This is a genomic window from Dyadobacter pollutisoli (assembly GCF_026625565.1).
Taxonomy (GTDB): Bacteria; Bacteroidota; Bacteroidia; order Cytophagales; family Spirosomataceae; genus Dyadobacter; species Dyadobacter pollutisoli.
The window spans coordinates 5,692,522-5,715,975 of sequence record NZ_CP112998.1 but is presented as its reverse complement, the minus strand read 5'-3'; the positions used below and the strand labels follow the sequence as shown (position 1 = coordinate 5,715,975).

The 23,454-nt window shown below is 43.5% G+C and carries 21 protein-coding genes and 1 tRNA gene; 20 read left to right on the top strand and 2 right to left on the bottom strand.

Going from position 1 to position 23,454, the window contains the following annotated elements; translation table 11 throughout:
- Positions 1–31 precede the first annotated feature (31 nt).
- The 10 genes from ON006_RS23380 to ftsZ all read left to right on the top strand — a co-directional run bounded on the left by ON006_RS23380 (position 32) and on the right by ftsZ (position 10,185).
- Complete coding sequence (locus ON006_RS23380; RefSeq protein WP_244822439.1) at positions 32–964, top strand: DUF3078 domain-containing protein; 933 nt, start codon at positions 32–34, stop codon at positions 962–964.
- A gap of 27 nt (positions 965–991) precedes the next feature.
- Positions 992–1,321, top strand: coding sequence for a large-conductance mechanosensitive channel protein MscL (mscL, locus tag ON006_RS23375; protein WP_244822438.1), 330 nt, complete (start codon positions 992–994; stop codon positions 1,319–1,321).
- A gap of 132 nt (positions 1,322–1,453) precedes the next feature.
- Complete coding sequence (murD, locus tag ON006_RS23370; RefSeq protein ID WP_244822437.1) at positions 1,454–2,818, top strand: UDP-N-acetylmuramoyl-L-alanine--D-glutamate ligase; 1,365 nt, start codon at positions 1,454–1,456, stop codon at positions 2,816–2,818.
- Between the two features lie 33 nt (positions 2,819–2,851).
- Positions 2,852–4,006 carry an FtsW/RodA/SpoVE family cell cycle protein gene (locus tag ON006_RS23365; protein WP_244822436.1) on the top strand — a complete coding sequence of 385 codons (1,155 nt, stop codon included), beginning with the start codon at positions 2,852–2,854 and terminating at the stop codon, positions 4,004–4,006.
- Between the two features lies 1 nt (position 4,007).
- Positions 4,008–5,105: an undecaprenyldiphospho-muramoylpentapeptide beta-N-acetylglucosaminyltransferase gene (murG, locus tag ON006_RS23360; RefSeq protein ID WP_244822435.1), complete on the top strand. Its 1,098-nt coding sequence runs from the start codon at positions 4,008–4,010 to the stop codon at positions 5,103–5,105.
- A gap of 23 nt (positions 5,106–5,128) precedes the next feature.
- Positions 5,129–6,532 carry a UDP-N-acetylmuramate--L-alanine ligase gene (gene murC / locus ON006_RS23355; protein WP_244822434.1) on the top strand — a complete coding sequence of 468 codons (1,404 nt, stop codon included), beginning with the start codon at positions 5,129–5,131 and terminating at the stop codon, positions 6,530–6,532.
- A gap of 25 nt (positions 6,533–6,557) precedes the next feature.
- On the top strand, positions 6,558–7,046 hold the full coding sequence (locus ON006_RS23350) for a cell division protein FtsQ/DivIB (protein ID WP_267609911.1): 489 nt from the start codon (positions 6,558–6,560) through the stop codon (positions 7,044–7,046).
- Positions 6,931–7,335, top strand: coding sequence for a hypothetical protein (locus ON006_RS32485; protein ID WP_510185781.1), 405 nt, complete (start codon positions 6,931–6,933; stop codon positions 7,333–7,335). Before ON006_RS23350 ends, ON006_RS32485 begins: the two co-directional genes overlap by 116 nt.
- Positions 7,336–7,350: 15 nt before the next feature.
- On the top strand, positions 7,351–8,706 hold the full coding sequence (ftsA, locus tag ON006_RS23340) for a cell division protein FtsA (RefSeq protein ID WP_244822432.1): 1,356 nt from the start codon (positions 7,351–7,353) through the stop codon (positions 8,704–8,706).
- Positions 8,707–8,745: 39 nt separating this feature from the next.
- Positions 8,746–10,185, top strand: coding sequence for a cell division protein FtsZ (gene ftsZ / locus ON006_RS23335; RefSeq protein WP_244822431.1), 1,440 nt, complete (start codon positions 8,746–8,748; stop codon positions 10,183–10,185).
- A 34-nt stretch (positions 10,186–10,219) separates the two neighbouring features.
- Here the strand turns inward: ftsZ and ON006_RS23330 are convergent, their stop codons facing one another.
- Positions 10,220–10,762, bottom strand: coding sequence for an NADPH-dependent FMN reductase (locus ON006_RS23330; RefSeq protein WP_255772959.1), 543 nt, complete (start codon positions 10,760–10,762; stop codon positions 10,220–10,222).
- Between the two features lie 257 nt (positions 10,763–11,019).
- On the opposite strand from ON006_RS23330, the gene accD reads away from it, so the two are divergent.
- Together accD and ON006_RS23320 are read left to right on the top strand one after the other, a co-directional pair.
- Positions 11,020–11,862: an acetyl-CoA carboxylase, carboxyltransferase subunit beta gene (accD, locus tag ON006_RS23325; protein ID WP_244822429.1), complete on the top strand. Its 843-nt coding sequence runs from the start codon at positions 11,020–11,022 to the stop codon at positions 11,860–11,862.
- Between the two features lies 1 nt (position 11,863).
- Positions 11,864–12,841, top strand: a complete 978-nt coding sequence (locus ON006_RS23320; protein WP_244822428.1) for a radical SAM protein — start codon at positions 11,864–11,866, stop codon at positions 12,839–12,841.
- A 3-nt stretch (positions 12,842–12,844) separates the two neighbouring features.
- Here ON006_RS23320 and ON006_RS23315 read toward each other — a convergent pair whose 3' ends face one another.
- On the bottom strand, positions 12,845–13,219 hold the full coding sequence (locus ON006_RS23315; RefSeq protein WP_267609909.1) for a nuclear transport factor 2 family protein: 375 nt from the start codon (positions 13,217–13,219) through the stop codon (positions 12,845–12,847).
- A gap of 167 nt (positions 13,220–13,386) precedes the next feature.
- Between ON006_RS23315 and smpB the strand changes: the two genes are divergently transcribed.
- From smpB to ON006_RS23275, 8 genes are all read left to right on the top strand, one after another.
- Positions 13,387–13,845, top strand: coding sequence for an SsrA-binding protein SmpB (smpB, locus tag ON006_RS23310; protein ID WP_244822426.1), 459 nt, complete (start codon positions 13,387–13,389; stop codon positions 13,843–13,845).
- Between the two features lie 139 nt (positions 13,846–13,984).
- Entirely contained in the window at positions 13,985–14,494 is a 510-nt protein-coding gene (locus tag ON006_RS23305) for an HNH endonuclease (protein ID WP_244822752.1), read from the top strand.
- Between the two features lie 208 nt (positions 14,495–14,702).
- Positions 14,703–16,523 carry a 30S ribosomal protein S1 gene (gene rpsA / locus ON006_RS23300; protein WP_244822425.1) on the top strand — a complete coding sequence of 607 codons (1,821 nt, stop codon included), beginning with the start codon at positions 14,703–14,705 and terminating at the stop codon, positions 16,521–16,523.
- A gap of 85 nt (positions 16,524–16,608) precedes the next feature.
- Positions 16,609–16,679 (top strand) — tRNA-Cys (locus ON006_RS23295).
- 276 nt (positions 16,680–16,955) lie between these two features.
- Positions 16,956–18,239 carry a c-type cytochrome gene (locus ON006_RS23290; RefSeq protein ID WP_244822424.1) on the top strand — a complete coding sequence of 428 codons (1,284 nt, stop codon included), beginning with the start codon at positions 16,956–16,958 and terminating at the stop codon, positions 18,237–18,239.
- 48 nt (positions 18,240–18,287) lie between these two features.
- Complete coding sequence (locus tag ON006_RS23285; protein ID WP_244822423.1) at positions 18,288–21,380, top strand: TAT-variant-translocated molybdopterin oxidoreductase; 3,093 nt, start codon at positions 18,288–18,290, stop codon at positions 21,378–21,380.
- Between the two features lie 52 nt (positions 21,381–21,432).
- Complete coding sequence (gene nrfD, locus ON006_RS23280) at positions 21,433–22,866, top strand: NrfD/PsrC family molybdoenzyme membrane anchor subunit (protein WP_244822422.1); 1,434 nt, start codon at positions 21,433–21,435, stop codon at positions 22,864–22,866.
- A gap of 46 nt (positions 22,867–22,912) precedes the next feature.
- Positions 22,913–23,443, top strand: a complete 531-nt coding sequence (locus tag ON006_RS23275) for a DUF3341 domain-containing protein (RefSeq protein ID WP_244822421.1) — start codon at positions 22,913–22,915, stop codon at positions 23,441–23,443.
- The last annotated feature ends 11 nt before the right edge of the window (positions 23,444–23,454 follow it).

Genomic DNA, 23,454 nt, shown 5'->3' with positions numbered 1-23,454 from the left:
TTAATCAATTGATTCACTAAATATCTTGAAAATGAGCGGAAAACTCCAAAACGTTACCTTTATTGCCCTGGTACTATTCCTTTCATCAACCATCCCCGTATTTTCCCAGAATAAAGTTGATCTCAGTAACTCGTTGAATGCCGGCAAATTGAAAACGCAGGGAGATACGACCTGGAAAAAAATTGAATTTGGTGCAAACCTGAACCAGGGTTCTTTTAGCTCAAACTGGACCGGTGGTGGAGTAAACTCAATCGCATTGGGTCTCTTTTTTAACGCTTTGAGCGAAAAGAAAAAAGGTAAAAACTCCTGGCGAAATGACTTTCAGTCGCAGTACGGTATTGTCAGGAACAAAGGCCAGCAAAGTCGCAAGAATGTGGACAGGATCTTCTTCGACACCAAGTACAACCGCGAGCTGACATCGAAATGGAGCCTTTTTGCTAACATTAACTTTCTTTCTCAGTTCGGTTCGGGTTATGAATACTCTTCCGATCCTGACTCTGCGGATGTTAAGAAAAAAGTATCCGGAATCCTGTCACCTGCCTACCTGACCGAAGCAATAGGTATCGAATACCGTCCCGTCCCTTATTTTTTCATTGATTTTGCGCCAGGTGCTTTGCGGCAAACTATAGTAGTCGACAAAGATCTTTACGTAAACACACCGGATCAGAAAAATTATGGTGTTCCTATCGGCAAGCGAGTGCGAACGGAGGCTGCCCTGATCCAAATGGTAGCCAATTTTGACAAGGACATAGCTAAAAGCGTCAACCTGAAATTCAGGTATTTGTTATTTTCGAGTTTCAAGCATCCACTTAATATCGATAACCGTCTGGATGCGATGTTAACTGCCAAAGTGAACAAATTTGTGAATGTGAACCTGGGCGCGATAGTCGTTTATGATGAAGATCAGAGCGACAAAATTCAGTTTGCCCAGGCTCTCAGCATAGGTTTTTTATACTCTTTTTAATTTTCATCCAACTAACCTCAACTTATTATGCTTAAGGAATTCAAAACCTTCATTGCCCAGGGAAATGTATTGGATCTGGCCGTCGGTGTTGTTATTGGTGCCGCTTTTGGAAAAATCACTACTTCGCTCGTAGAGGACATCATTAATCCTATCCTCGGATTGCTCATTGGCGGAGTGGACTTTACCCAGCTGAAAATTGTATTGAAAGAAGCGGTTGGCGAAACGCCGGAAGTTGCTGTTAAATACGGAAATTTTATTCAGGTACTCATTCAGTTTGTGATCATTGCCTGGGTTATTTTCATGATTGTGAAGGCTGCTAACAAGTTGAGACTTTCTGAATCAGCGAAAAAGGAATAGGATAAATCATTCGAATAAATTGGTACAGAGAGGCATATCTGATATGCCTCTCTTTTTATTCAGGTTAATGCCCGGAGAGTAAAAAAAATTTTCGCCAAAAGATTTACCTTCGTATTCCATGCTGGTTGTTCAATGTTTAAACGGAGTCTTGTGCAAAATAGAGTAGTTGTTTTGGGAGGAGGAGAAAGCGGTGCCGGAGCTGCAATCCTAGCCAAATCCAAAGGATTTGATGTTTTTTTATCTGATAAAGGCCAGCTTCATCAAAAATACAGCGACATCCTGATCGCTGAAAATATTCCTTTTGAACAAGGGCAGCATACGGAAGAGAGAATTCTGGATAGTGATCTGGTTGTTAAAAGCCCGGGTATTCCCGACACGGTTCCGCTGATCGTCGCGTTGAGAGAGAAGGGCATTCCGGTTATATCCGAAATCGAATTTGCCTCGCGTTATACCGATGCACAGCTTATTGCCATCACGGGCAGCAACGGCAAAACTACTACGACGCTTCTTACATATCATATTCTGAAAAATGCAGGCTTGAATGTAGGGTTGGCGGGTAATATTGGTGAAAGTTTCGCCTGGCAGGTAGCCGAGAAGAAGTTTGATTATTATGTGCTCGAAATCAGCAGTTTTCAATTGGATAATATTATTGATTTCAGACCGCATATTTCAGTGCTGCTCAACATTACACCGGACCATCTGGATCGATACGGGTATAGTTTTCAGAACTATGTTAATTCAAAATTCAATGTGATCCGTAATCAAAAAGTGAGTGACCATTTGATCTATTTTGAAGATAGTGAAGTGATCACGGACGAATTTGCGAAAAGAAACATTATACCTCATCAATGGGGGATTTCATTGGAAGAAAAACTCGAATCGGGTTCGTACTTGAATGATGGTCAGCTGTTTTCCCAAATCAATGGTAGGACTTTCGAGCAGGAATTCGATAAACTACCTATAAAAGGACCGCATAATGCGATCAATGCGATGGCGGCCATTTCGGTCGCACAGTTATTAGGAGTTAATCCAGCCCAAATCAGCGAAGGGTTGTTGTCGTTCAGCAATGCCCCGCACCGACTGGAAGAAGTAGAAGTAATTAATGGGGTAACTTATGTCAATGACTCCAAAGCCACCAATGTTGATTCGGTTTTTTACGCATTGGGAAGTTTCAATCAACCGGTCATTTTGATTGCCGGTGGGGTGGATAAGGGTAATGATTACAGCCAGATAGAAGAGCTGGTGCGTAATAAAGTGAAGGGTTTGATAGTTTTAGGTAAAAGTTTTGAAAAACTACAGGACTATTTCTCCGGAAAGGTTCCTCAGATTTATACTACGCAGGATGTTCAGGATGCCGTCAATAAGGGACAGGAGTGGGGAGTTCCGGGTGACATTGTCCTGCTTTCTCCGGCTTGCGCCAGTTTTGATCTTTTTAAAAACTACGAAGACCGGGGAGATAAATTCAAGGCCGCAGTCAGAAATCTTATCAGTCAATAATAATCAGTAAACCATTATTAACCGGTAACCATTATGGATTTCTTGCAAAGGTCGAGAGACGATACACAGGCATGGTTTGGCAAAAATCTGAAAGGTGATCCCTGGATCTGGGGTATTTGCATTATTATGCTTTTGTGGAGCATCGTGGTGGTGTACAGCGCCAGTGTGAAAGATGCTTACAGCCAAATGGACGGCAATACGGAGTACTATTTGTATAAGCACGTCCTGTTATGCGTGCTGTCATTGATCGTCATGTATTTTGTCCATCGCATTCCCTATATCAAGTTTGTGTACGTAACCAGGCTTGCCGTGTGGAGCTCAATTTTGCTGTTGATTTTCACGATGTTCTTCGGAACGTCCGTCAATGATGCCGCACGATGGATTGAAATTCCGGTGATTGGTCAGCGGTTTCAGCCTTCGGAATGGGCCAAGGTGGCGCTCATTGCACATTTATCGTTGATCCTTGCCAGGCATATCAAAGGTGGCTGGAACACCAGGGAGCTATTTATGGAACCGCTTGCGCTGGTCGGCGTAGTGTGCGGGCTCATCTTTACCAGTAATGTGTCCACGGCGGTCATGTTGGCGGGAATTTGCTTTTTGCTGATGTTTGTGGGCAAAGTACCAATTCATTACTTGTTATTTACGGCAATGGGGCTGGTGTTTTTCGCTACCATTGCTATTCTTCTTAATTCTACACAAAGGTCAGGAACGGCCCAGAGCAGGATCTCTACTTTTTTTGATAAAGATGTGGTGGTATACCAATCTCAACAGTCGTACATGGCGATGGCGCGTGGCGGACTTTATGGGGAAGGTGTAGCCAAAAGCCGCCAGAGACGCTTTCTTCCTGAGCCTCAAAAAGACTTTATTTTCGCTGTGGCCGTGGAGGAATACGGCACATTGGGAGGTACTATCCTTATTGTCCTTTATCTGATCCTGCTATATCGGGGACTGAAAGCAATTGAAGCAACCAAGCGACCATTTGGTGGACTACTATCTGCCGGACTGACATTTATCGTGGTGAGCCAGGCATTTTCAGCCATGGCAGTAACGGTGGGACTGGTGCCTGTTACGGGGCAGACATTACCTTTTTTCAGCCAGGGAGGAACATCATTGTTATTTACGGGCATTGCCATGGGCATGATCCTGAGTGTGAGCCGCGGCGAGACGCTCGAAGAGAAACGCATTTAAAATGTCAAAAAGAGTCATTATTAGTGGAGGTGGTACCGGCGGACATATTTATCCGGCCATTGCCATTGCCAGTGCATTGCAGCAAAAACATCCCGACCTGGAAGTTCTTTTTGTGGGCGCCCTGGGGAAAATGGAAATGGAGAAAGTGCCTCGTGCAGGCTATAACATTGTAGGATTACCGATTGTAGGGATTAAGAGAGCGCTTTCATTGTCTAATCTCGCATTTCCTTTTAAGCTGGCCGATAGCCTTCTGAAAGCCAAAAAGGTGATCAAAGACTTTAAGCCGGATGTTGCCGTGGGAGTCGGTGGCTTTGCGAGTGGGCCTTTGTTAATGATGGCGTCTTTCGCAGGAATACCTACATTGATCCAGGAGCAAAATTCCTATGCAGGGATCACCAACAAGTTGCTTTCCAAAAAAGCCAGCACCATCTGCGTGGCTTATCCTGGAATGGAGTCTTTTTTCGCCAAAGAAAAGATCAGATTACTGGGAAATCCGGTAAGAAGCGACATTGTAGATGTATCTTCCAAAAGGAAGGAAGCATTGCTGCATTTTGGATTGAATGAGGGTCGGAAAACTCTTTTTGTAATGGGTGGGAGCCTGGGGGCGAGGTCTATTAATGAAAGTATTGAGGCAGGACTTGGCCAACTGGTTGATGCGGGTTATCAGGTACTGTGGCAAACTGGCAAGACTTACATTGATACCGCACAAGCGACCATCGCTGGCCTTAGAACAGATCAGGTGAAAGCCTTTGATTTTATTTATACAATGGATCTTGCCTACGCGATAGCGGATGTGGTCGTGTCCCGAGCGGGTGCGTTGTCGGTGTCAGAACTTTGCCTGGCAGCAAAACCGTCAGTGCTGGTGCCTTATCCGGCGGCTTCTGAGGATCATCAGACCAAGAATGCATTGACATTGGTAGAACAGGACGCGGCAATCATGGTCAAAGACTCGAAAGCGAGACAGGATCTTGTTGCGGCTGCACTTGAACTGCTAAATGATATTGCGAAACAGGAGGACCTTAAAACCAATATCAGGAAACTCGCGCGACCAACAGCGGCGGACGATATCGCGGAAGAAGTGTTAAAATTAATCAGGTAACTAATCTCAGAATTACGAATATCATGTCATCTTCTATGACGAATTGGAAATACATTTATTTTGTCGGAATCGGCGGAATCGGCATGAGTGCATTGGCCAGGTGGTTTAAAGCCAATGGTTTCACTGTAGCGGGCTATGATAAAACCTCGACAGTCCTTGTGAAAAAGCTCGTGGAAGAGGGAATCGAAGTCACGCTGGAAGATGAAATTGGAAGTATTCCCGAAGCATTTATCGCAGATCCCGAACATACGCTTATCATTTATACGCCCGCCGTGCCGGTCCAACATAAGCAAATGAATTATTTCCGGGACCAGAATTTCCTGATCTTAAAGAGATCTCAGGTACTTGGTTTGCTGACTAAGAATTTACGGACGATCGGAGTGGCGGGGACGCACGGAAAAACTACTACATCTTCGTTGGTAGCTCACATTCTCCGCCATGCTGAGGTTAATAGCACAGCATTCCTGGGCGGAATAACACAGAATTACGGTACTAACCTGCTGCTGAATGAGCCTACTGAAAACCTTGAAGAAGTGTTTTGTGTGGTAGAGGCAGATGAGTTTGACAGGTCATTTCTTACGCTTTTTCCGGAAATAGCAATTGTGACTTCCACGGACGCGGACCATTTGGATATTTACGGGAAACATGAGAATGTGCTGGAATCTTTTCGTGACTATGTAAGCCAGATTGATGATGACGGCGCGCTTTTTATGCGCGACGGTTTGGAGTTGGCGGATAGTACGAAAGCGAAAGTTTTTACCTATTCGCTGAATTCCGGGGCTTATCATGCTTCCAACATTCACATTGAGAATGCACGATTCGTTTTTGACCTGGTTCATCCTGATGGTGTCATTAAAGACATTGCGATGAAAATTCCGGGTTATCATAACATTGAAAATTCGGTTGCAGCGAGCGCGGTAGCACTTTACATTGGTGTGGCCGCGGACAAAATAAAGGAAGCGCTTGAAAGTTATGGCGGCGTGAAAAGGCGTTTTGAATATCAGGTTGAGGAGAAAGGCCATGTTTACATTGACGATTATGCGCACCACCCGACCGAGATTGAAGCGTTTTTATCTTCTGTGAAGGGGTTATACCCCGGAAGGCATGTGACAGCGATATTTCAGCCGCACCTATTTACTAGAACCCGCGATTTTGCGGACGGTTTCGCGGAGAGTTTGTCCATGGCGGACCGACTTCTTTTACTTGAAATTTACCCGGCCAGGGAATTACCGATCGAAGGTGTAAATGCCGAAATGTTACTGGATAAGGTCACCACGTTAGATAAACAATTGGTTGCTAAAGATAATGTTTTGAGTGTTTTAGCTGGTTTAAATACCGATATTGTGGTTACAATCGGGGCCGGAGACATTGATACTTTGGTGGAGCCGGTGAAGAACTTGCTTAAAAATCCATTTGCGAATAATTAGTCAAAGCATTTTTAATATTACTAAGATGTTACGTAAATTTGACTATTCATGGCTTTTGTTGAAACGTAGTTTGTGGCTTATTCTGCCAATTGCCGGCATTGGCATGGCAGAAAGCAGGCTTGGGCAACAGCGTTGCGAGAATCTCGTCATATCGATTGAAGGGGATTCGGGTACGCGCTTTTTGAATCAGATGGACGTACAAATGCTGGTTACCGAAAACGGAGGAGATCCGTTGCTGGGCAGCAGACTAAAAGACGTAGCATTGAATGATCTTGAAAACAGGGTCAAAAGGAATAAATTGATAAAGAAATGTCAGGTTTTTCGTGACCTTAGAGGTAATATAGTTGTAGAGGTAGAACAGGAGAAACCGCTCGCGCGCTGGATTAACACGTCGGAAAATGGGGAATTGCGGAATACGTCGGGATACTATATTAACGATGAGGGCGTTTTTTTTTCCGCTGTCAGAGAGTTATTCAGCCAGAACATTATTGGTTTCAGGATCCTATTTCAATGATCCTAAAAGATTGCAGACTGTAAAAGGGGCTTCTTTTATGGAATTGCTGCGTTTTTTAAACACAGATCCATTTTGGAAAGCACAAATTGCCCAGCTTCATGCTGACAGGTACGGGGAGATTTCCTTAATGACAGTTTTGGGTGACCAAAGAATAGAATTTGGTTTGGCAGAAGATTATCAGGCCAAATTCAAAAAGCTCAGAACGTTTTATGAAAAGGTACTAAGTCAGGACTGGAGCAGATATAAGAAGATTAGTATTAAGTTTCAGAATCAAATAGTTTGTGAATAATAATTCACCATCAGCATGGCACACGACAAAATTGTAGTAGGAGTAGATATAGGAAGCACGAAGATAACCGTGATTGCCGCGCAGGGGGCCGCATCCGGAGCCCGTCAAAATAACATCGAAATTTTAGGATTTAGTGAAGTTCCTGTACCAGCAGGAGCAGTAGTAAACGGATCAGTAGAAAATATAAAACAAGTTGGTAGTGCCATTCGGGAAGCACTTGCGGAAGCATCGTCCCGTTCCGATCTTGACATTGGTATTATAAATGTAAGCTTTGGGGGAACGCATGTGAAAATAAGCGCCCAGAGCGATGGTGTGATCAGACCTTCGGCTTCATCCGGAGAAGAGGTTACTCAAAGAGATGTGGATCAGCTGGTGGATGATATGTATCGGGCCAAAATCGAGCCTAACTACGATGTGTTGCATGTGCTGCCGATGGAATTTGTAGTTGACAATTCAATGGGCGTGAAGGAGCCGGTGGGTAGGACGGGAATTAAGCTCGGAGGGAATTTCCTGATCATTTCGGCGAATAACCAATCTATCCTGCGCACAAAGAAGAGCCTTGCAGATGCAGACCAGAATCTGAGGTGTGATAAAATGGTATTTGGACCGCTGGCGACGAGCTTGGCGGTTTTGACAGATAATGAGATCAAAGCCGGAATTGCTTTGGTAGATATTGGTGACCATACTACGGACCTGATCATTTACCAGGACCGCATTATCCGTCACATTGCTTCTTTCCCGATCGGAGGCCGTCACATTACCAGTGATCTTGCCATTGGTTGCGGCATTCAGTTTGAAAATGCGGAACAACTTAAAAAGGAATATGGTGTAGCTGTTTCTGCGGACATTCCTCTTAACATTGAAATCCTTGTCAATTTCCTTGCAGGAAGAGCTCCGAAACAGGTTTTGAAAAAGAATGTTGCGCTGATTATTGAGGAAAGACTGAAAGAGATCGCGGCCATGGTGTATGCGGAAATCATCAAATCAGGCTACCTGGATAAACTGATCGGTGGTATCGTACTGACGGGCGGATCTGCAAACATTGATGACATTGAAGTCCTTTTTGAAAGGGTTACCGATATGTCGGTGCGGGTAGGGTATCCCGAAAACCTGGAACGCACAGCGAAAGCGGATGCAGTGAGCAATTCATCATTCAGTACTGCCATAGGGCTTGCCTGGGCTGGTCTGAAATCCATTGATCCAAGGGTAAAATCGGTGTGTAAGCCTGCGACTGCATTCAACACCGGTGCAGGGATTGTACAGAAAGAGAAGCCAAAAGAAGTGAAAGAACCGGTGAAGAAAAACGGTACTTTTTGGGATAATATTAACAGCATTATTGGGAAAAAAGATGATAGTCTGGACGACTATTGATCATAAACGAAGTTACACACTCAATCAACCCCGGAAGATATGAATACAAGCTTGTTGCACTCGTTAGACCAGGACTATATAGTGAACGAAATCATAAAGGACCAACCCAATGGCGAAAACCGCAGCGAACCAGCTATCATTAAGGTGATCGGGGTTGGTGGTGGTGGTAGCAATGCGGTCAACTACATGTTTGAGAAAAAAATCAAAGATGTAGAATTTGCTGTTTGTAACACTGACAGACAGGCGCTTGCCAATAGCCCTGTGCCCGTTAAAATCCAGCTTGGAGCGACTTTAACGCAAGGACTTGGAGCAGGTACGGACGCTACAAAAGGTAAGGAAGCTGCTCTGGAAACCATTGAAGAAATTAAAGGCTTGTTGGGCGGCTCTACTCAAATGGTGTTTATCACCGCGGGTATGGGTGGTGGAACGGGTACCGGTGCTGCTCCCGTGATCGCGCAACTTGCGAAGGAAATGGGTAAGCTTACGGTGGCAGTCGTGACCGCTCCTTATACCTGGGAAGGACTTGATAAAAAGGAACAGGCACTGGAAGGTATCGAACAACTGAAAGAGTACAGCGATACGGTTCTGGTAGTGCTTAATGATAAGCTGGAAGAGCTTTATGAGGATATGACGCTCACGCAGGCATTTGCCGAGGCGGACGGAATCCTTTTGAATGCCGTGAAAAGTATTTCCGAGATCATTACGACAAACGGTAACATCAATACGGATTTCAAGGACGTTGAAAAAGTACTCAAAAACGCCGGACAATCGGTAATGGGAACTTCCGAAGCTACCGGCGCTGATCGTGCACAGCTTGCTATTAAAGAAGCATTGGATTCTCCGCTTTTGAACGATCGTGATATCCGGGGTGCGAAACGTATTCTCGTGACTTTGGCGACCAGCAAGAAGAAGGAAGCGACTATGAAAGAGCAGCGCGACATCTGGCGCTATGTACTTTCACAGGTTGGCGGTGAGGCAAGGATGTTCAAACTGGGTACCATTACCGATGATTCTCTTGGTGATAAGCTACGGGTTACCATCGTTGCGGCAGGTTTCGACAGCATTGAATCGCCAATTCCAGGTATTGAGTTGAAAACAACCTTAAAAGGAAAACAGGAAGAGCCTGTTGTGGTGGTGTATGAAGAGAAAGTACAAGAAGTATTTGAAGAAGATCCCAAACTTGTACTGACTGGCGAACTCGAAGAAAACACGCCCACCGGAGCAATCGATCTGGTTATAGAAAAAGACATTGTTTCACCAGGCTTCCAATCGTTGCAAGGTTCGATCACCGACATGGTGGAAAGTAGCGACTGGTCTAATGAGGAAACAGAAAAGCTTGAACTCATGGTCCAGTCATTTAAAGACGGGCTTGTAAAATATGCCGATCTCGAAGGTCCGGCGTTCCGTCGCAACAGGGTAGAGCTCTGGAAAAGACCAGGAATTCCGGCCAGCGAAATGGAACAACATTGGTTGAAATGAAAAGAAAGAGGAGCAAGCCGCTCCTCTTTTTTGGTTAAAAGTGAATAATCTGCCCGGCCTGAATCTCCAATAGTTCTTTGTATAAAGCATTGGAAATCACTTTGTCATTATAATGGGATTTGATCTGTGCCAACTTTACCCTAAGTGCCAATGTATTCATTCCCAGGTAACTGAATACATCATTTAAATGACTTAATGCAATGGCGGCACCCTGCATATTGGAGGATAGTCCGACCAGGGCCGCTTTTTTATTAGCGAAACTGTTGGGATAAGGCAGGCCGTCGATAAATGCTTTCAATACACCCGGATAAGAACCATTGTATTCCGGAACTACAAAAACGAATTTGTCTGTTTTTTCAAGCAATGATTTCAGATCATTAAAAGCTTCATTTTTGCCGCTGTTCTCATACAAGGCGGAAACCGTGAAATCATGCGGCAGATTAACCAGGTCCAGAATAATGCTGGATGCATTCAACTGAGCTAGTATATCCTGATAGTATTCGGCAATTTTCCGTGACATTGAATTGGGCCTGTTGGTTCCAACTATTATCACGATCGGAGAAGATGTTGTTGTCATTTGTGAGCAATCAATGAGTCCCGGATTGTCAATTGTACCGGTTCGGTATTAAGCTGTTTATGTAACAAATTATGATCAGAATTGTTCATGCAAAGGGACGAGGCGCAGCCAAAACTAGTGATCAATAAAATACGATACCAGGCCTGATTTCAGGATAGATAACAATTATTGTTATATTTGAGCCCAATATTCATCATGAAAATGCGATAAGTTGCTGATATACAGTAATTTATTTAGATATTAACCCACATACAGATATGTCCTGGTTTATTCGGAAAGAAAAAGGTATCAATACGCCCACCGAAATGAAGCGTGAGGCTCCGGACGGATTATGGTATCAATGTCCAAATTGTAAAAAAATTACCCCTACCAGAGAACATAAGCAGAACGCTTTTACCTGTCCGCATTGCAATTACCATGAGAAGGTAGGATCGGATGTGTATTTCAATCTTTTATTTGACGACAACGAATTCACAGAACTTGATGCCAACCTGACTTCCGGCGACCCGTTACATTTTGTGGATACTAAGGCTTATCCGGACAGGATTAAGTCTACTATGAAAAAGACGGGTTTGAAGGATGCTGTTCGTACCGGTTACGGCAAAATGAATGAAGTGGACATTGTGATTGCCTGTATGGATTTCAATTTCATTGGCGGTTCCATGGGTTCAGTAGTTGGTGAAAAAATAGCACGTGCGATCACGTATGCGCTCGATCATAAAATCCCGTTCCTGATGATTTCGAAATCGGGTGGTGCGCGGATGATGGAGGCAGGTTTTTCATTGATGCAAATGGCCAAGACATCAGCTCGCCTTGCACAACTTTCGGAAGCAAAAATTCCATATATCTCACTTTTGACTGACCCTACCACTGGCGGTGTTACTGCGTCTTATGCTATGCTTGGCGATTTCAATATCTCGGAGCCAGAAGCATTGATAGGATTTGCAGGCCCACGGGTAATCCGGGAAACGATTGGTAAGGACCTTCCCAAAGGATTCCAGAGTGCAGAATTTGTTCTGGAACACGGATTCCTTGACTTCATTGTGGACAGAAAAGATTTGAAGGATAAATTAACCAGTCTTCTCTCTATGCTTCGTTGATATGCGTTTGGTATCCCATCCGGTCCTGTGTAATTACTATGTAACATACCGTTGCAATGCGTCATGCAGTTTCTGTGATATCTGGGAAAAACCTTCGCCATACATTACCGTTGAAAATCTAAGAGAAAATTTAAGGGATTTAAAGCAGCTCGGGGTTAAAGTAATTGACTTCACCGGAGGCGAGCCGTTGTTGCACCGACAACTGGATTTGCTGTTGAAGGAAGCCAAAGCCCATGGCATGATCACCACCGTGACCAGCAATGGGCTGCTTTATCCCAAGCAAGCGGAGAAGCTTCGCGGCCTGATTGATATGCTGCATTTCTCGCTGGATTCGCCGGATCGGGATGAGCATGATAAATCGAGAGGGGTCAAATGCTTCGACAAGGTGATGGAGTCTATTGAAATCGCCAAATCTTTTGGCGAGCGGCCTGACATTATTTTCACTGTTTTTGAAGACAATGTCAGCAAGATCCGTCAGTTATGGGAAGAGGTTTGCTTGCCGAATAATTTGGTACTGATACTCAATCCTGTTTTTGAATATAACAATGTAGGCTCCAATCTTTCGAAGGAAGCATTGAATGAGTTGCTTTGGTGGGGTAAGCAGAAGAATGTGTATCTCAATGAGGCATTCATCCAGCTCAGGATCGACGGAGGTAATCATGTAGACGATCCTGTTTGCAAAGCCGCCAGTACGACCATTGTTATTTCTCCTGAAAACAAGCTCGTTTTACCTTGCTATCATTTAGGATTGAAGGATTTTCCAATCGATGGAAAACTTTTCGATCTATATCATTCCGATGAGGTTCAGAAACTGGTCGCATTGGAAGGGCGCCTTCCTGCATGCGAGAGCTGTGCGATCAATTGTTATATGCAGCCTTCATTTGCCGTCGAAATGAATAAGTACTGGTGGAAAGCACTTCCCAGTACGATCAAATACAATCGCATGAAAGGTACCTGGAAGCAAATGGTAAGGTTTTAAAACTTACCGGCAAACGTCTTTTCTACGCGTATCAATAATGGAAGAAATTTTCCATTCGTTTTTGATTTGGATTAATGTAAAAACATTGACCCCACAATGTGAAAACTTATCTGTCAAAAAGAATTTGTAAGGGGCCCAGACAATTGCCATAGGCCCATCTACTGAAATCTTCACGTCGTATATTTGTTCATTCCATACTTCTGAATGAGGTTTGCCAACTGCTTTTACAAACCCATCTATCGAAACTTTTTTTAATGCAACAGAGTCCTTGGGATTTTCCGGGACCGACATCATAGTGCTTCCGTAGGTAAAGACACTTCGTACTTTCGAAGAATCTCCTGCACGCATTCCGTCGAAAAGGGCATCTACGGTTCCCATAATGCCAGGGTCATACTTTTGGCAAATACCGCTTTTGGCGGATAAAATAAAGGCGGTAAATAACAGAGCAAATCTTAAACAGTTCATACGTGCGTGATTTTTCATTTATTGGTATAGTTTTAACAAAAACTTAATTTTGATGCTCTTTGCTAATTCAGAGAATTAATATGTCAGAAAAAATAGTTAAAAAAGTAGATATAAAGAACAGGCGGGCGTCATTCGAATACTTTTTCCTGGAAGATTTCACGGCCGGTATCTCCTTGACGGGTACCGAGATCAAATCTATCAGACAGGGAAAGGTGAATTTTCAGGATGCCTACTGCCTGTTTATGGATGGAGAGCTATTCATACGCAGCCTGCACATTTCACCATATACCGAGGGTACACATTATAATCACGATCCTATGCGTGACCGGAAACTGTTGATTACCAAGCGGGAGCGCAAGAAGTTGATAGAAGGGCTTAAAGATCAGGGGCAAACCATTATCCCGGTGAGATTATTCACCAGTGAGCGGGGGTTTGCCAAGTTGCACATTGCGTTGGCCAAAGGTAAAAAGCTTTACGATAAACGGGACACGATCAAGGAGAGAGATATAAAACGCGAAACTGACCGCATTAACTACTAACGGTCAGCGATTTGTGAAAACCGTAAACCTGTAATAGAATGCCTCTTTTGACAATATCTTTTCACAATATTTGAAATAAAGAGAGCGTTTATTTTGGTAAAAAATTCCTATATTGTCGGAATTAACTACCACAGGGCACATGGGTAAAGTACTGGTTCTTAATCAAGATTATAGTGCGTTAAGTGTTTGCACAGTTCCAAAGGCGTTTTTGCTAGTCTACATGAATAAGGCCGAAATGTTGGCCGAATCTCCACGACATTACCTTCGGACTGTCAATGATCAATTCCCCATGCCCATTGTTATCCGTTTACATCGCTACATACATATTCCGTACAAAGGTGTGGTCATGACCAGGCAAAACCTGTTTAAACGGGACGGTAACCGATGTCAATACTGCGGAACGCATGATAATCTCACACTCGACCATGTAATCCCGAAGTCAAGAGGAGGGAAAACAACCTGGGATAATCTTGCCACCGCCTGTAAAAGGTGTAATTCAAGAAAAGGTGATCATACGCCGGAGGAGGTAGACATGCCATTGCGGCAGCGCCCTTTCCGGCCTTCTTTTTTAATGTTCATTCGTGATTTTTCAGGTTTGGCCGACGATGAATGGATGCCATACCTGGGCGTGAAGGAAAGAAGCTATTAATCCTGTCCAATATTTTTCCTTCGTAATACATTGCCAGGCTGTCAATTGCCTGATTCTCCGTTATTTTCAAATAAATTCCCCTCTGGCTATGGAATTGCATTTGAAAAGTCATAATTTTGCGCTCTAATTTTTCAAAAAATACTTGTTTAACTAATTTTCAGCTATTTAGCTCGTGAGCTGATGTATTCCAGAGCGATAATTCCTATTTATGTCTAAGGAAAAACAAAATCAACCACTTCCTGATTTCGATTGGGATAAAGCAGCAGACAAAGGTTTCGGTACAGGTTATTCAACTGCTGACCGCGATCGTCTGGAACAAATGTATGAGACTACCATTTCTCCTGTACAGGAAAAAGAAGTAGTAAAAGGTGTTGTAGTTGGAATTACAGACCGTGAGGTGATCCTTAACATCGGTTTCAAATCTGATGGTATCGTTTCATCCAATGAATTCCGTGACTTGCCGGGAATGAAAATCGGCGACGAAGTGGAAGTTTACGTAGAGAACCAGGAGGACGCACAAGGTCAGCTTGTTCTTTCGCGCAAGAAAGCAAAAGTTATTACTGCATGGGATAACATTCAGAAATCGTTTGACGAGGATGTGGTTATCGATGCTAATGTGAAGAGAAGAACCAAAGGAGGTCTTATCGTTGATATATTTGGTATTGAGGCTTTCTTGCCAGGTTCACAGATTGACGTGAAACCAATTCGTGATTTCGACATTTTTGTTGGAAAGCGTATGGAAGTTAAAGTTGTGAAAATCAACTATGCAAATGACAACGTTGTAGTTTCTCACAAAATATTGATTGAAAAAGATCTTGAAGCACAACGTCAGCAAATCCTGAACAACCTTGAAAAAGGTCAGGTATTGGAAGGCGTTATCAAGAACATGACAAACTTCGGTGTGTTCATCGATCTTGGTGGTGTAGATGGTCTTTTGCACATTACCGATATTTCATGGGGCCGTATCAACCATCCATCTGACCTGCTTGCATTGGATCAGAAATTGAACGTGGTTGTTCTGGATTTCGACGAAGAGAAAAAACGTATCTCTCTTGGTTTAAAACAACTTCAGTCTCACCCATGGGATTCACTGGCAGAAGAAATCCAGGTTGGATCGAAAGTTACTGGACGTATCGTCAATGTAGCTGATTACGGTGCATTCCTTGAAATTAAACCAGGTGTTGAAGGTTTGATCCACGTTTCTGAAATGTCATGGTCTCAGCACCTGCGCAATCCTCAGGAGTTCATGAACGTAAATGACGAGATCAGTGCAGTAGTATTGACACTGGATCGTAACGAGCGCAAAATGTCTCTTGGTATTAAGCAATTGACAGAAGATCCTTGGACACAAGCTTCGTTGAAAGAGAAATATGCGATTGGAACACGTCACAAAGGTGTTGTTCGTAACCTTACTAACTTCGGTTTGTTCATCGAGCTTGAAGAAGGTATCGACGGTCTTGTACACGTTTCAGATCTTTCTTGGACTAAGAAAATCAAACATCCTTCTGACTTCGTGAAAGTAAATGACGAACTGGAAGTAGTTGTTCTTGAACTAGACGCTGACAACCGTCGTCTGGCTCTTGGTCACAAGCAATTGGAAGAGAACCCATGGGATACTTTCGAAAGCATCTTTGAAGTTGGTTCTGTTCATAAATCTACGATCGTTGCAAAAGGCGATAAGTTTGCAACTCTTGAACTTCCTTACGGAATCGAAGGCGTTTCAGCTATCAAAAATCTGACGAAAGAAGATGGTACAGTTGCAGAAGTAGGCGAAAGTCTTGACTTTACAGTACTTGAATTCCTGAAAGACGAGAAGAAAATCGTTTTGACTCACTCGAAAGTGAAAGCTGCCCCAGCTTCGGAGGAAAAGAAAGAAGATAAGCCTGCAAAAGCATCTTCTCCGAAAGCAGCTGCAACAACTGAGACTTCATCCAGCAAGGAAGCAGAGAAATCCACTTTTGGAGATCTTAGCGTTCTTTCTGCTTTGAAAGAACAGATGGAAGAGAGCGAAAAGAAAGGAAAAAAATAAACAATAGTGCGAAGTAGAAAGTTTTTTTAATACTTTTGCACCCGGATTAGCTGTCAGCCTTTTGGACGGCAGCTAATCCAAATTTGGTTCCGTGGCCGAGTGGCTAGGCAGAGGTCTGCAAAACCTCGTACAGCGGTTCGAATCCGCTCGGAACCTCACTTACAAAAGTTGTGCTTTTTTAATATTTGAGCGCACAAATAAATACTTAAAAAATACCATTTGGCAGAAACTTCAACAAGGGTTTCCAAATGGTATTTTTTTTGTTAAATATCTGAAAATCAGCCCCTGACTAAGACGAGATTAAATTAGAATTAACGCTACAAATTAGACAAATTATAAATAAGAAGGCGGTTTAAAATATCCCTGAAATACTTTTGTGGATAAAAAAACGTGAACTAGTTTTGTCTGTTGAAGAATAATGAATAGTTGATTATGAATATACCATTCCGAAAGGACGCTAAGTTTTGTTCCTTCTTTAGTTACTCAAAAACTTTTGTAGCTATCGCCATAGCTCTCCTATTAAGTGTACCAAACTTAGTATTTGCACAAGATAGCACCGCCGCAGCTCCCGCAGGTGGAGGCGATGCTGCTAAGGGCGAAACGATTTTCAAAAACAATTGTGCTCAGTGCCATGCTCCGACTGATGAGCGAGTGGTTGGTCCCGGATTGAAAGGTGCCAGCTCACGTCACGATTTTGCCTGGCTATCCAAATGGGTTCGTAATTCTCAGGCAGTGATTGCTTCCGGCGATCCTTATGCTGTCAAAATCTACAATGAGTATGCCAAAGCTCAGATGACAAGCTTCCCTAATTTATCAGATGATGATATCAAGGGGATTTTTGCATATGTGGACAAAGCGGCAACTGCTGCTCCTGCGACAGCGGCTGCTGGTGGCGGAGCGGCTGCATCAGCCTCAGGCGATGAAAAGGGCGGCGCGCCATCTGACCTATTTGTTATTGTACTGGCGGCACTGGTTGTTGTAATGGTATTGGTACTGGGTGTCTTACTGGTAATCGTATCATTGCTGTCTAAGGCTGTTACCGGAGAAACAGAAGAAGCTGGCAAGCCTGACTTCATGACACGGTTCGGAGCTTCATTGAAAAAGATATCGACGGATCCTGCTATCAGATCTGCTACACTTTGGATTTTTGTTCTTTTAGTATTGAAAGCAACCATCGACGGTGCGTATAGTGTAGGTGTTCAGCAAGGATATGCTCCTAAGCAGCCAATTACATTCTCTCATAAACTGCACGCGGGTGAATACAAGATAGATTGTAACTATTGCCACACAGGGGTTAATCGTGGTAAATCTGCGCACATTCCTTCGGCTAACATTTGTATGAACTGCCACGGTGTTATCAAAAAGGAATCTCCTGAAATTCAGAAAATTTATACTTCCATTGAAAACAATCAGCCGATTGAATGGGTAAGAGTTCATAACCTTCCAGACTTGGCGTATTTTAACCACGCACAACACGTAAATGTTGGCGGATTGGAATGCCAGAATTGCCACGGTGAAGTTGAAAAAATGGAAGTGATACAACAACGTTCGTCATTGACGATGGGATGGTGTATTGATTGTCACCGTAAAACAGAAGTAAATACAAAAGACAATCAGTATTACGATAAGCTGGTACAGCTTCATGCATCTGAAAGTAAAGAAGCTCTCAAAGTAGCTGATATAGGTGGTTTGGAATGTTCTAAATGCCACTATTAATCAATAGAAATTAATACCTGATACAACTCATTTGTATTGAATAGTTTTATGGAAAATACTAATAAAAGATACTGGCGGGGACTTGAAGAGCTGCGGAACGATGAGAAGTTTGTAAAAGAAGCAAGCTCGGAGTTTGCCGCTGCGCCAACTGAAGGACAATATGAAAGTCTGGTGGACGGCGGAGGTACTCATCGTCGTGATTTTCTGAAAGTACTTGGCTTTGGAATGGCAGCGGTATCTTTGGCTGCTTGTGAAACACCGGTAAAAAAAGCAATACCTTACGTAAATAAGCCAGAAGGAGAGTTTCCAACGATAGCAAACTGGTACGCTTCGACTTACGCTGAAGGTGGTGACTATGCAAGCATTCTGGTTAAGACCCGTGAAGGCCGACCCATAAAAATTGAAAGTAATTCACTATCGAATGCATCATATGGCGTTAGCGCCCGTGCTCATGCATCTCTGCTGGGATTATATGATAACGAAAAATTAAAAGGTCCTAAGAAAGGGGACGATACAAAAGTTAGCTGGGATACAGTTGACAAGGAGATACTGGAACAACTTACGTCTATCTCTTCAAAAGGCGGAGCTATCAGGATTATTTCTCCGACAATTTTAAGTCCTTCTACAAAAGCGGTTATCGCCGATTTTACGGCAAAATATCCTACTACAAAGCATGTTACTTATGATGCTAACTCTTCTTCTGCAATAGTAAAGGGGAATGAGCTTTCATTTGGGAAAGCAGTTTTGCCTTCTTACGATTTCAGCAAGGCAAAACTAGTTGTAGGCATTGACGCCGATTTTCTTGGAACATGGATTGCTCCTGAAACATACTCTTCTCAATTTGCCGCAACACGTGTAGTAGGTAGTGCGAAAGAAGGAAAAAAAGAAATGTCGCGACACTACCAGTTTGAGGCAATCTTGTCATTGACTGGATCAAATGCGGACTATCGTACTGCTGTTAAGCCTTCTCAATTGGGATTGGTTGTTACTGCATTATATAATAAAGTAGCTGCCAAACTTGGTGGAAAGAGCATCACAGCCTCAGCTATCGAAGTTGCAAACCTGGATAAAGCTGCTGCCGAACTGGTAGCTGCAAAGGGACAAGCTCTGGTTGTTTGTGGTATTAATGATCCTTCGGTTCAAGTTGTGGTTAACGCGCTGAACAGTTTGCTTGGAAGCTACGGATCAACCATTGATATCGACAATCCTGTTTATCTCCGTCAAGGAAATGACATCGCAATGAATGAATTCGTTGACGAAGTTAAAGGAGGAAAAGTGGCAGCTGTAATTGTTTACGGTGCTAACCCTGTGTACGATCACCCTCGTGGTGCGGAGCTTGCTTCGGCATTGCCAAAAGTAGCGTTGGGAGTTTCTTTCAATGATCGTGCGGATGAAACTTCATCACTTCTGAAATATATCTGCCCTGCGCCTCACTACCTGGAAGCATGGAGCGATGCAGAACCAAAGGCTGGATTTTATAGCTTGGGTCAACCGACTATCAGTTTGATATTCAGTACACGTCAGGCTCAGACCAGCTTGTTGAAGTGGGCAGGTTTACAATCTGACTTTCACGAGTATATCAAGTCTTACTGGAGACAAAATATTTATACACAAGGTGGTACCGGAGATTTTGAGAAATTCTGGATACAATCTTTGCACGACGGTGTGTTTACAAGCAATCGTGCGGTAGCGCCATCAGCAGCGACATTTACGGGAAATGTAGATGCAGCAGCGGCAAGCATCGCCAAAAAATATAAGGCAAGTTCGACTGGCATTGAGCTTGCGATATTTGAAAATGTGGGTATAGGTAATGGATCGGCAGCAAACAACCCTTGGTTGCAAGAACTCCCCGAACCGGTTACAAAAGCATGCTGGGACAACCATGCAGGCCTTTCGCAGAAAACAGCAACAGAGCTTGGCGTAGTGCAGGGCGATATTGTTAAAGTTGAATTGAAAGGTAAGTCAATTGAGGTACCGGTAATTATTCAACCAGGCCTTGCTCACGGGACAGTGGCAGTAGCAATTGGATACGGTCGTGAGAAGGCAGGTAAGTCAGCCAACGGAGTCGGTAAGAATGTTTATCCATTCGCATCGTTTTCGGAAGGATTCTTGTCATTCGCTCCCGGAGAAGTGACTGTTTCCAAAACTGGTGAAACAAGAGAAATCGCTCAAACCCAAACGCATAATACTGTAATGAACCGTAAATCGGTTTTGCAGGAAACGGTGCTTTCTCACTTCCAGAAGGATCCACTTGCCGGTAGGTTTGTTCCTCAAATCCAGACTTCAGAAGGAACAGTAGACGCGACGGATCTGTCTCTTTGGAATGGTCATAAGTATAAAAACCATTCATGGGGCCTTGTAATTGACCTAAACACTTGTTTTGGTTGCGGGTCCTGTGTGGTTAGTTGCCAGGCAGAAAATAATATTCCGGTTGTAGGACGTCAGGAAATTATTAACAGCCGCGAAATGCACTGGCTGCGTATTGACAGATATTATAGCAGTGATGCAGATGTTGAAGACTTAAGAGGATTGGAAATAGCTTCGGAAAATCCTGAGGTAACATTCCAGCCAATGATGTGCCAACATTGTAACAATGCTCCTTGCGAGACTGTATGTCCGGTGTTGGCAACAACGCACAGTTCGGAAGGTTTAAACCAAATGACTTACAACCGTTGTGTAGGTACAAGATATTGCGCAAATAACTGCCCTTATAAAGTACGTCGTTTCAACTGGTTCAAATATTTTGATAACGATAACTTCGATTACAACTTTAACAATGATCTGGGTAAAATGGCCATCAATCCTGATGTAACCGTAAGATCACGCGGAGTTATAGAGAAGTGCTCAATGTGCGTCCACAAAATACAAGATGCTAAATTGACTGCTAAAAAAGAGAGAAGACGCATTGTTGATGGAGAGGTAAATGTAGCTTGTGCATCGTCTTGCCCCACAAATGCCATCACTTTCGGAGATATGAACGATCCTGAAAGCAAAATCTCCAAACTTCTGGAGGTTGAGCGTGAAGGACGCGCTTTCCATATGCTGGAAGAAATCAATGTACGTCCGCAGGTTTCTTACCTGACCAAGGTTCGGAACAAGGATGTTGCCGCGAAAGCAGAAGAGAAAAAAGAACACGCTTAATTTCCAGGAGATAGAATTTTTTGAAGATTAAATCATTATAAATAATAGTAGTATGCATGTTACTTCACCTGTAAGAGAACCGCTGATTCAAGGTGGGAAAACGTACGCGGACGTAACGGAAGATATATGCCGCCACGTGGAGGGAACTCCTACAAAAGAATGGAAGATCGCTTTCGGGATCTCACTTCTGGTGTTGGCTTATGGATCTGTTTGTCTTGCATGGACCTGGTGGGAAGGCCTTGGAGTGTGGGGGTTAAATAAAACTGTGGGCTGGGCCTGGGATATTACCAACTTCGTTTGGTGGGTAGGTATCGGTCACGCAGGAACACTTATCTCGGCAATCTTGCTCCTGTTCCGTCAGAAATGGAGAACATCTATTAACCGTGCAGCGGAAGCGATGACAATCTTCGCCGTTATTTGCGCCGCATCTTTTATTCTTATGCACATGGGCCGCCCATGGATGGCTTACTGGGCGCTGCCTTTGCCGAATGCATTTGGTTCACTTTGGGTTAACTTCAACTCTCCTCTTGTTTGGGACGTTTTTGCGATCAGTACATACTTCTCCGTTTCACTTGTATTCTGGTACATTGGTCTGATTCCTGACCTTGCTACAATCCGCGACCGTGCTACCAGCAAAGTTTCGAGATTGATGTATGGTACTTTCGCAATGGGCTGGGATGGATCAGCAAAAACCTGGGCGCGTTACGAGTACATCAGCTTAATCCTGGCCGGTTTGTCAACCCCTCTTGTACTTTCGGTTCACACGATCGTAAGTATGGACTTTGCAACATCGGTAATTCCGGGATGGCATACCACGATTTTCCCTCCGTACTTCGTTGCGGGTGCGATTTTCTCGGGATTTGCAATGGTTCAAAACCTGATGCTGATCACCAGGGTTGTTTACAAGCTGGAAGATTACATTACGCTGGAACACATTGAAACAATGAATAAGGTAATCACGCTGACAGGTTCTGTTGTGGGTGTTGCCTATATCACAGAGTTCTTTATCGCATGGTACAGCGGCGTTGAATATGAATATTATGCATTCTTTAACCGTATGACCGGACCTTACTGGTGGGCATACTGGGCGATGATGACTTGCAACGTAATTTCTCCACAGCTTTTCTGGTCAAGAAAATTACGCCGCAGTATTACTTTTACCTTCTTCATTTCAGTAGTAGTAAACATTGGAATGTGGTTTGAGCGATTTGTTATCATTGTAACATCTCTTCACCGTGACTATATTCCTTCGAGCTGGGCAATGTTCTCTCCAACCAGATATGATATCGGGGACTATATCTTCTCGTTTGGTCTGTTCTTTACATTGTTCCTGTTGTTCTCCAAGTATTTACCTGTTGTGAACATGGCGGAAGTGAAGGCAGTGATTCGCTCAACTTCGGCAAATCTTCCAAGCAAGATTGCAGGTGTGGCGAAGGTAAGACAACGCGGAGCCGCTGAACCGGCTTTTAACAAGGATCAAGAATAAAAGTAATTTCGAAAGAGCGATTACAGGCATTTAATATAGTAGTAGTATGGCAGAATTATCTGGTAAATATTTAGTCGGAGTTTATGACGATGACGATACTGTTCTTCACGCAGTACCGAGGCTTAGAAAGGCCGGAGTGAAAATAAAGGAAGTGTATTCTCCTTTCCCGATTCACGGATTGGACGAAGCGCTGGGGCATCCAAGAACAAGAATTGGTATTGCTGCCTTTATGTTCGGTGTTACAGGATGCTGCTGTGCATTGACCTTGATGATCTGGACAATGGGGATCGACTGGCCGATGATCGTCGGAGGTAAGGATCCTATTTCGATTCCTAACTACATTCCAATCACATTCGAGCTGACTGTATTGTTTACAGCATTTGGGATGGTTACAACATTCTTTATCTCAAATGGACTAGGACCCGGTACTCATTTTCATCCACGATTTGACGTTCGTTCAACAGACAACAAATTTGTAATGGCGATTGATCTTGGTAGAAACTCCATGAGTGTGGAAGAAATATCACGTGCTTTGAAGGACAGTGGAGCGGAGGAAGTCAACATTAAGCAATTTTAATGGAGTTTGTA

Bases quoted from the DNA above. Each gene is read 5' to 3' on its own strand.
- ON006_RS23380 (WP_244822439.1), top strand. From the start codon at position 32: ATGAGCGGAAAACTCCAAAACGTTACCTTTATTGCCCTGGTACTATTC.
- mscL (WP_244822438.1), top strand. From the start codon at position 992: ATGCTTAAGGAATTCAAAACCTTCATTGCCCAGGGAAATGTATTGGAT.
- murD (WP_244822437.1), top strand. From the start codon at position 1,454: ATGTTTAAACGGAGTCTTGTGCAAAATAGAGTAGTTGTTTTGGGAGGA.
- ON006_RS23365 (WP_244822436.1), top strand. From the start codon at position 2,852: ATGGATTTCTTGCAAAGGTCGAGAGACGATACACAGGCATGGTTTGGC.
- murG (WP_244822435.1), top strand. From the start codon at position 4,008: ATGTCAAAAAGAGTCATTATTAGTGGAGGTGGTACCGGCGGACATATT.
- murC (WP_244822434.1), top strand. From the start codon at position 5,129: ATGTCATCTTCTATGACGAATTGGAAATACATTTATTTTGTCGGAATC.
- ON006_RS23350 (WP_267609911.1), top strand. From the start codon at position 6,558: ATGTTACGTAAATTTGACTATTCATGGCTTTTGTTGAAACGTAGTTTG.
- ON006_RS32485 (WP_510185781.1), top strand. From the start codon at position 6,931: ATGGGGAATTGCGGAATACGTCGGGATACTATATTAACGATGAGGGCG.
- ftsA (WP_244822432.1), top strand. From the start codon at position 7,351: ATGGCACACGACAAAATTGTAGTAGGAGTAGATATAGGAAGCACGAAG.
- ftsZ (WP_244822431.1), top strand. From the start codon at position 8,746: ATGAATACAAGCTTGTTGCACTCGTTAGACCAGGACTATATAGTGAAC.
- ON006_RS23330 (WP_255772959.1), bottom strand. From the start codon at position 10,762: ATGACAACAACATCTTCTCCGATCGTGATAATAGTTGGAACCAACAGG.
- accD (WP_244822429.1), top strand. From the start codon at position 11,020: ATGTCCTGGTTTATTCGGAAAGAAAAAGGTATCAATACGCCCACCGAA.
- ON006_RS23320 (WP_244822428.1), top strand. From the start codon at position 11,864: ATGCGTTTGGTATCCCATCCGGTCCTGTGTAATTACTATGTAACATAC.
- ON006_RS23315 (WP_267609909.1), bottom strand. From the start codon at position 13,219: ATGGGAACCGTAGATGCCCTTTTCGACGGAATGCGTGCAGGAGATTCT.
- smpB (WP_244822426.1), top strand. From the start codon at position 13,387: ATGTCAGAAAAAATAGTTAAAAAAGTAGATATAAAGAACAGGCGGGCG.
- ON006_RS23305 (WP_244822752.1), top strand. From the start codon at position 13,985: ATGGGTAAAGTACTGGTTCTTAATCAAGATTATAGTGCGTTAAGTGTT.
- rpsA (WP_244822425.1), top strand. From the start codon at position 14,703: ATGTCTAAGGAAAAACAAAATCAACCACTTCCTGATTTCGATTGGGAT.
- ON006_RS23290 (WP_244822424.1), top strand. From the start codon at position 16,956: ATGAATATACCATTCCGAAAGGACGCTAAGTTTTGTTCCTTCTTTAGT.
- ON006_RS23285 (WP_244822423.1), top strand. From the start codon at position 18,288: ATGGAAAATACTAATAAAAGATACTGGCGGGGACTTGAAGAGCTGCGG.
- nrfD (WP_244822422.1), top strand. From the start codon at position 21,433: ATGCATGTTACTTCACCTGTAAGAGAACCGCTGATTCAAGGTGGGAAA.
- ON006_RS23275 (WP_244822421.1), top strand. From the start codon at position 22,913: ATGGCAGAATTATCTGGTAAATATTTAGTCGGAGTTTATGACGATGAC.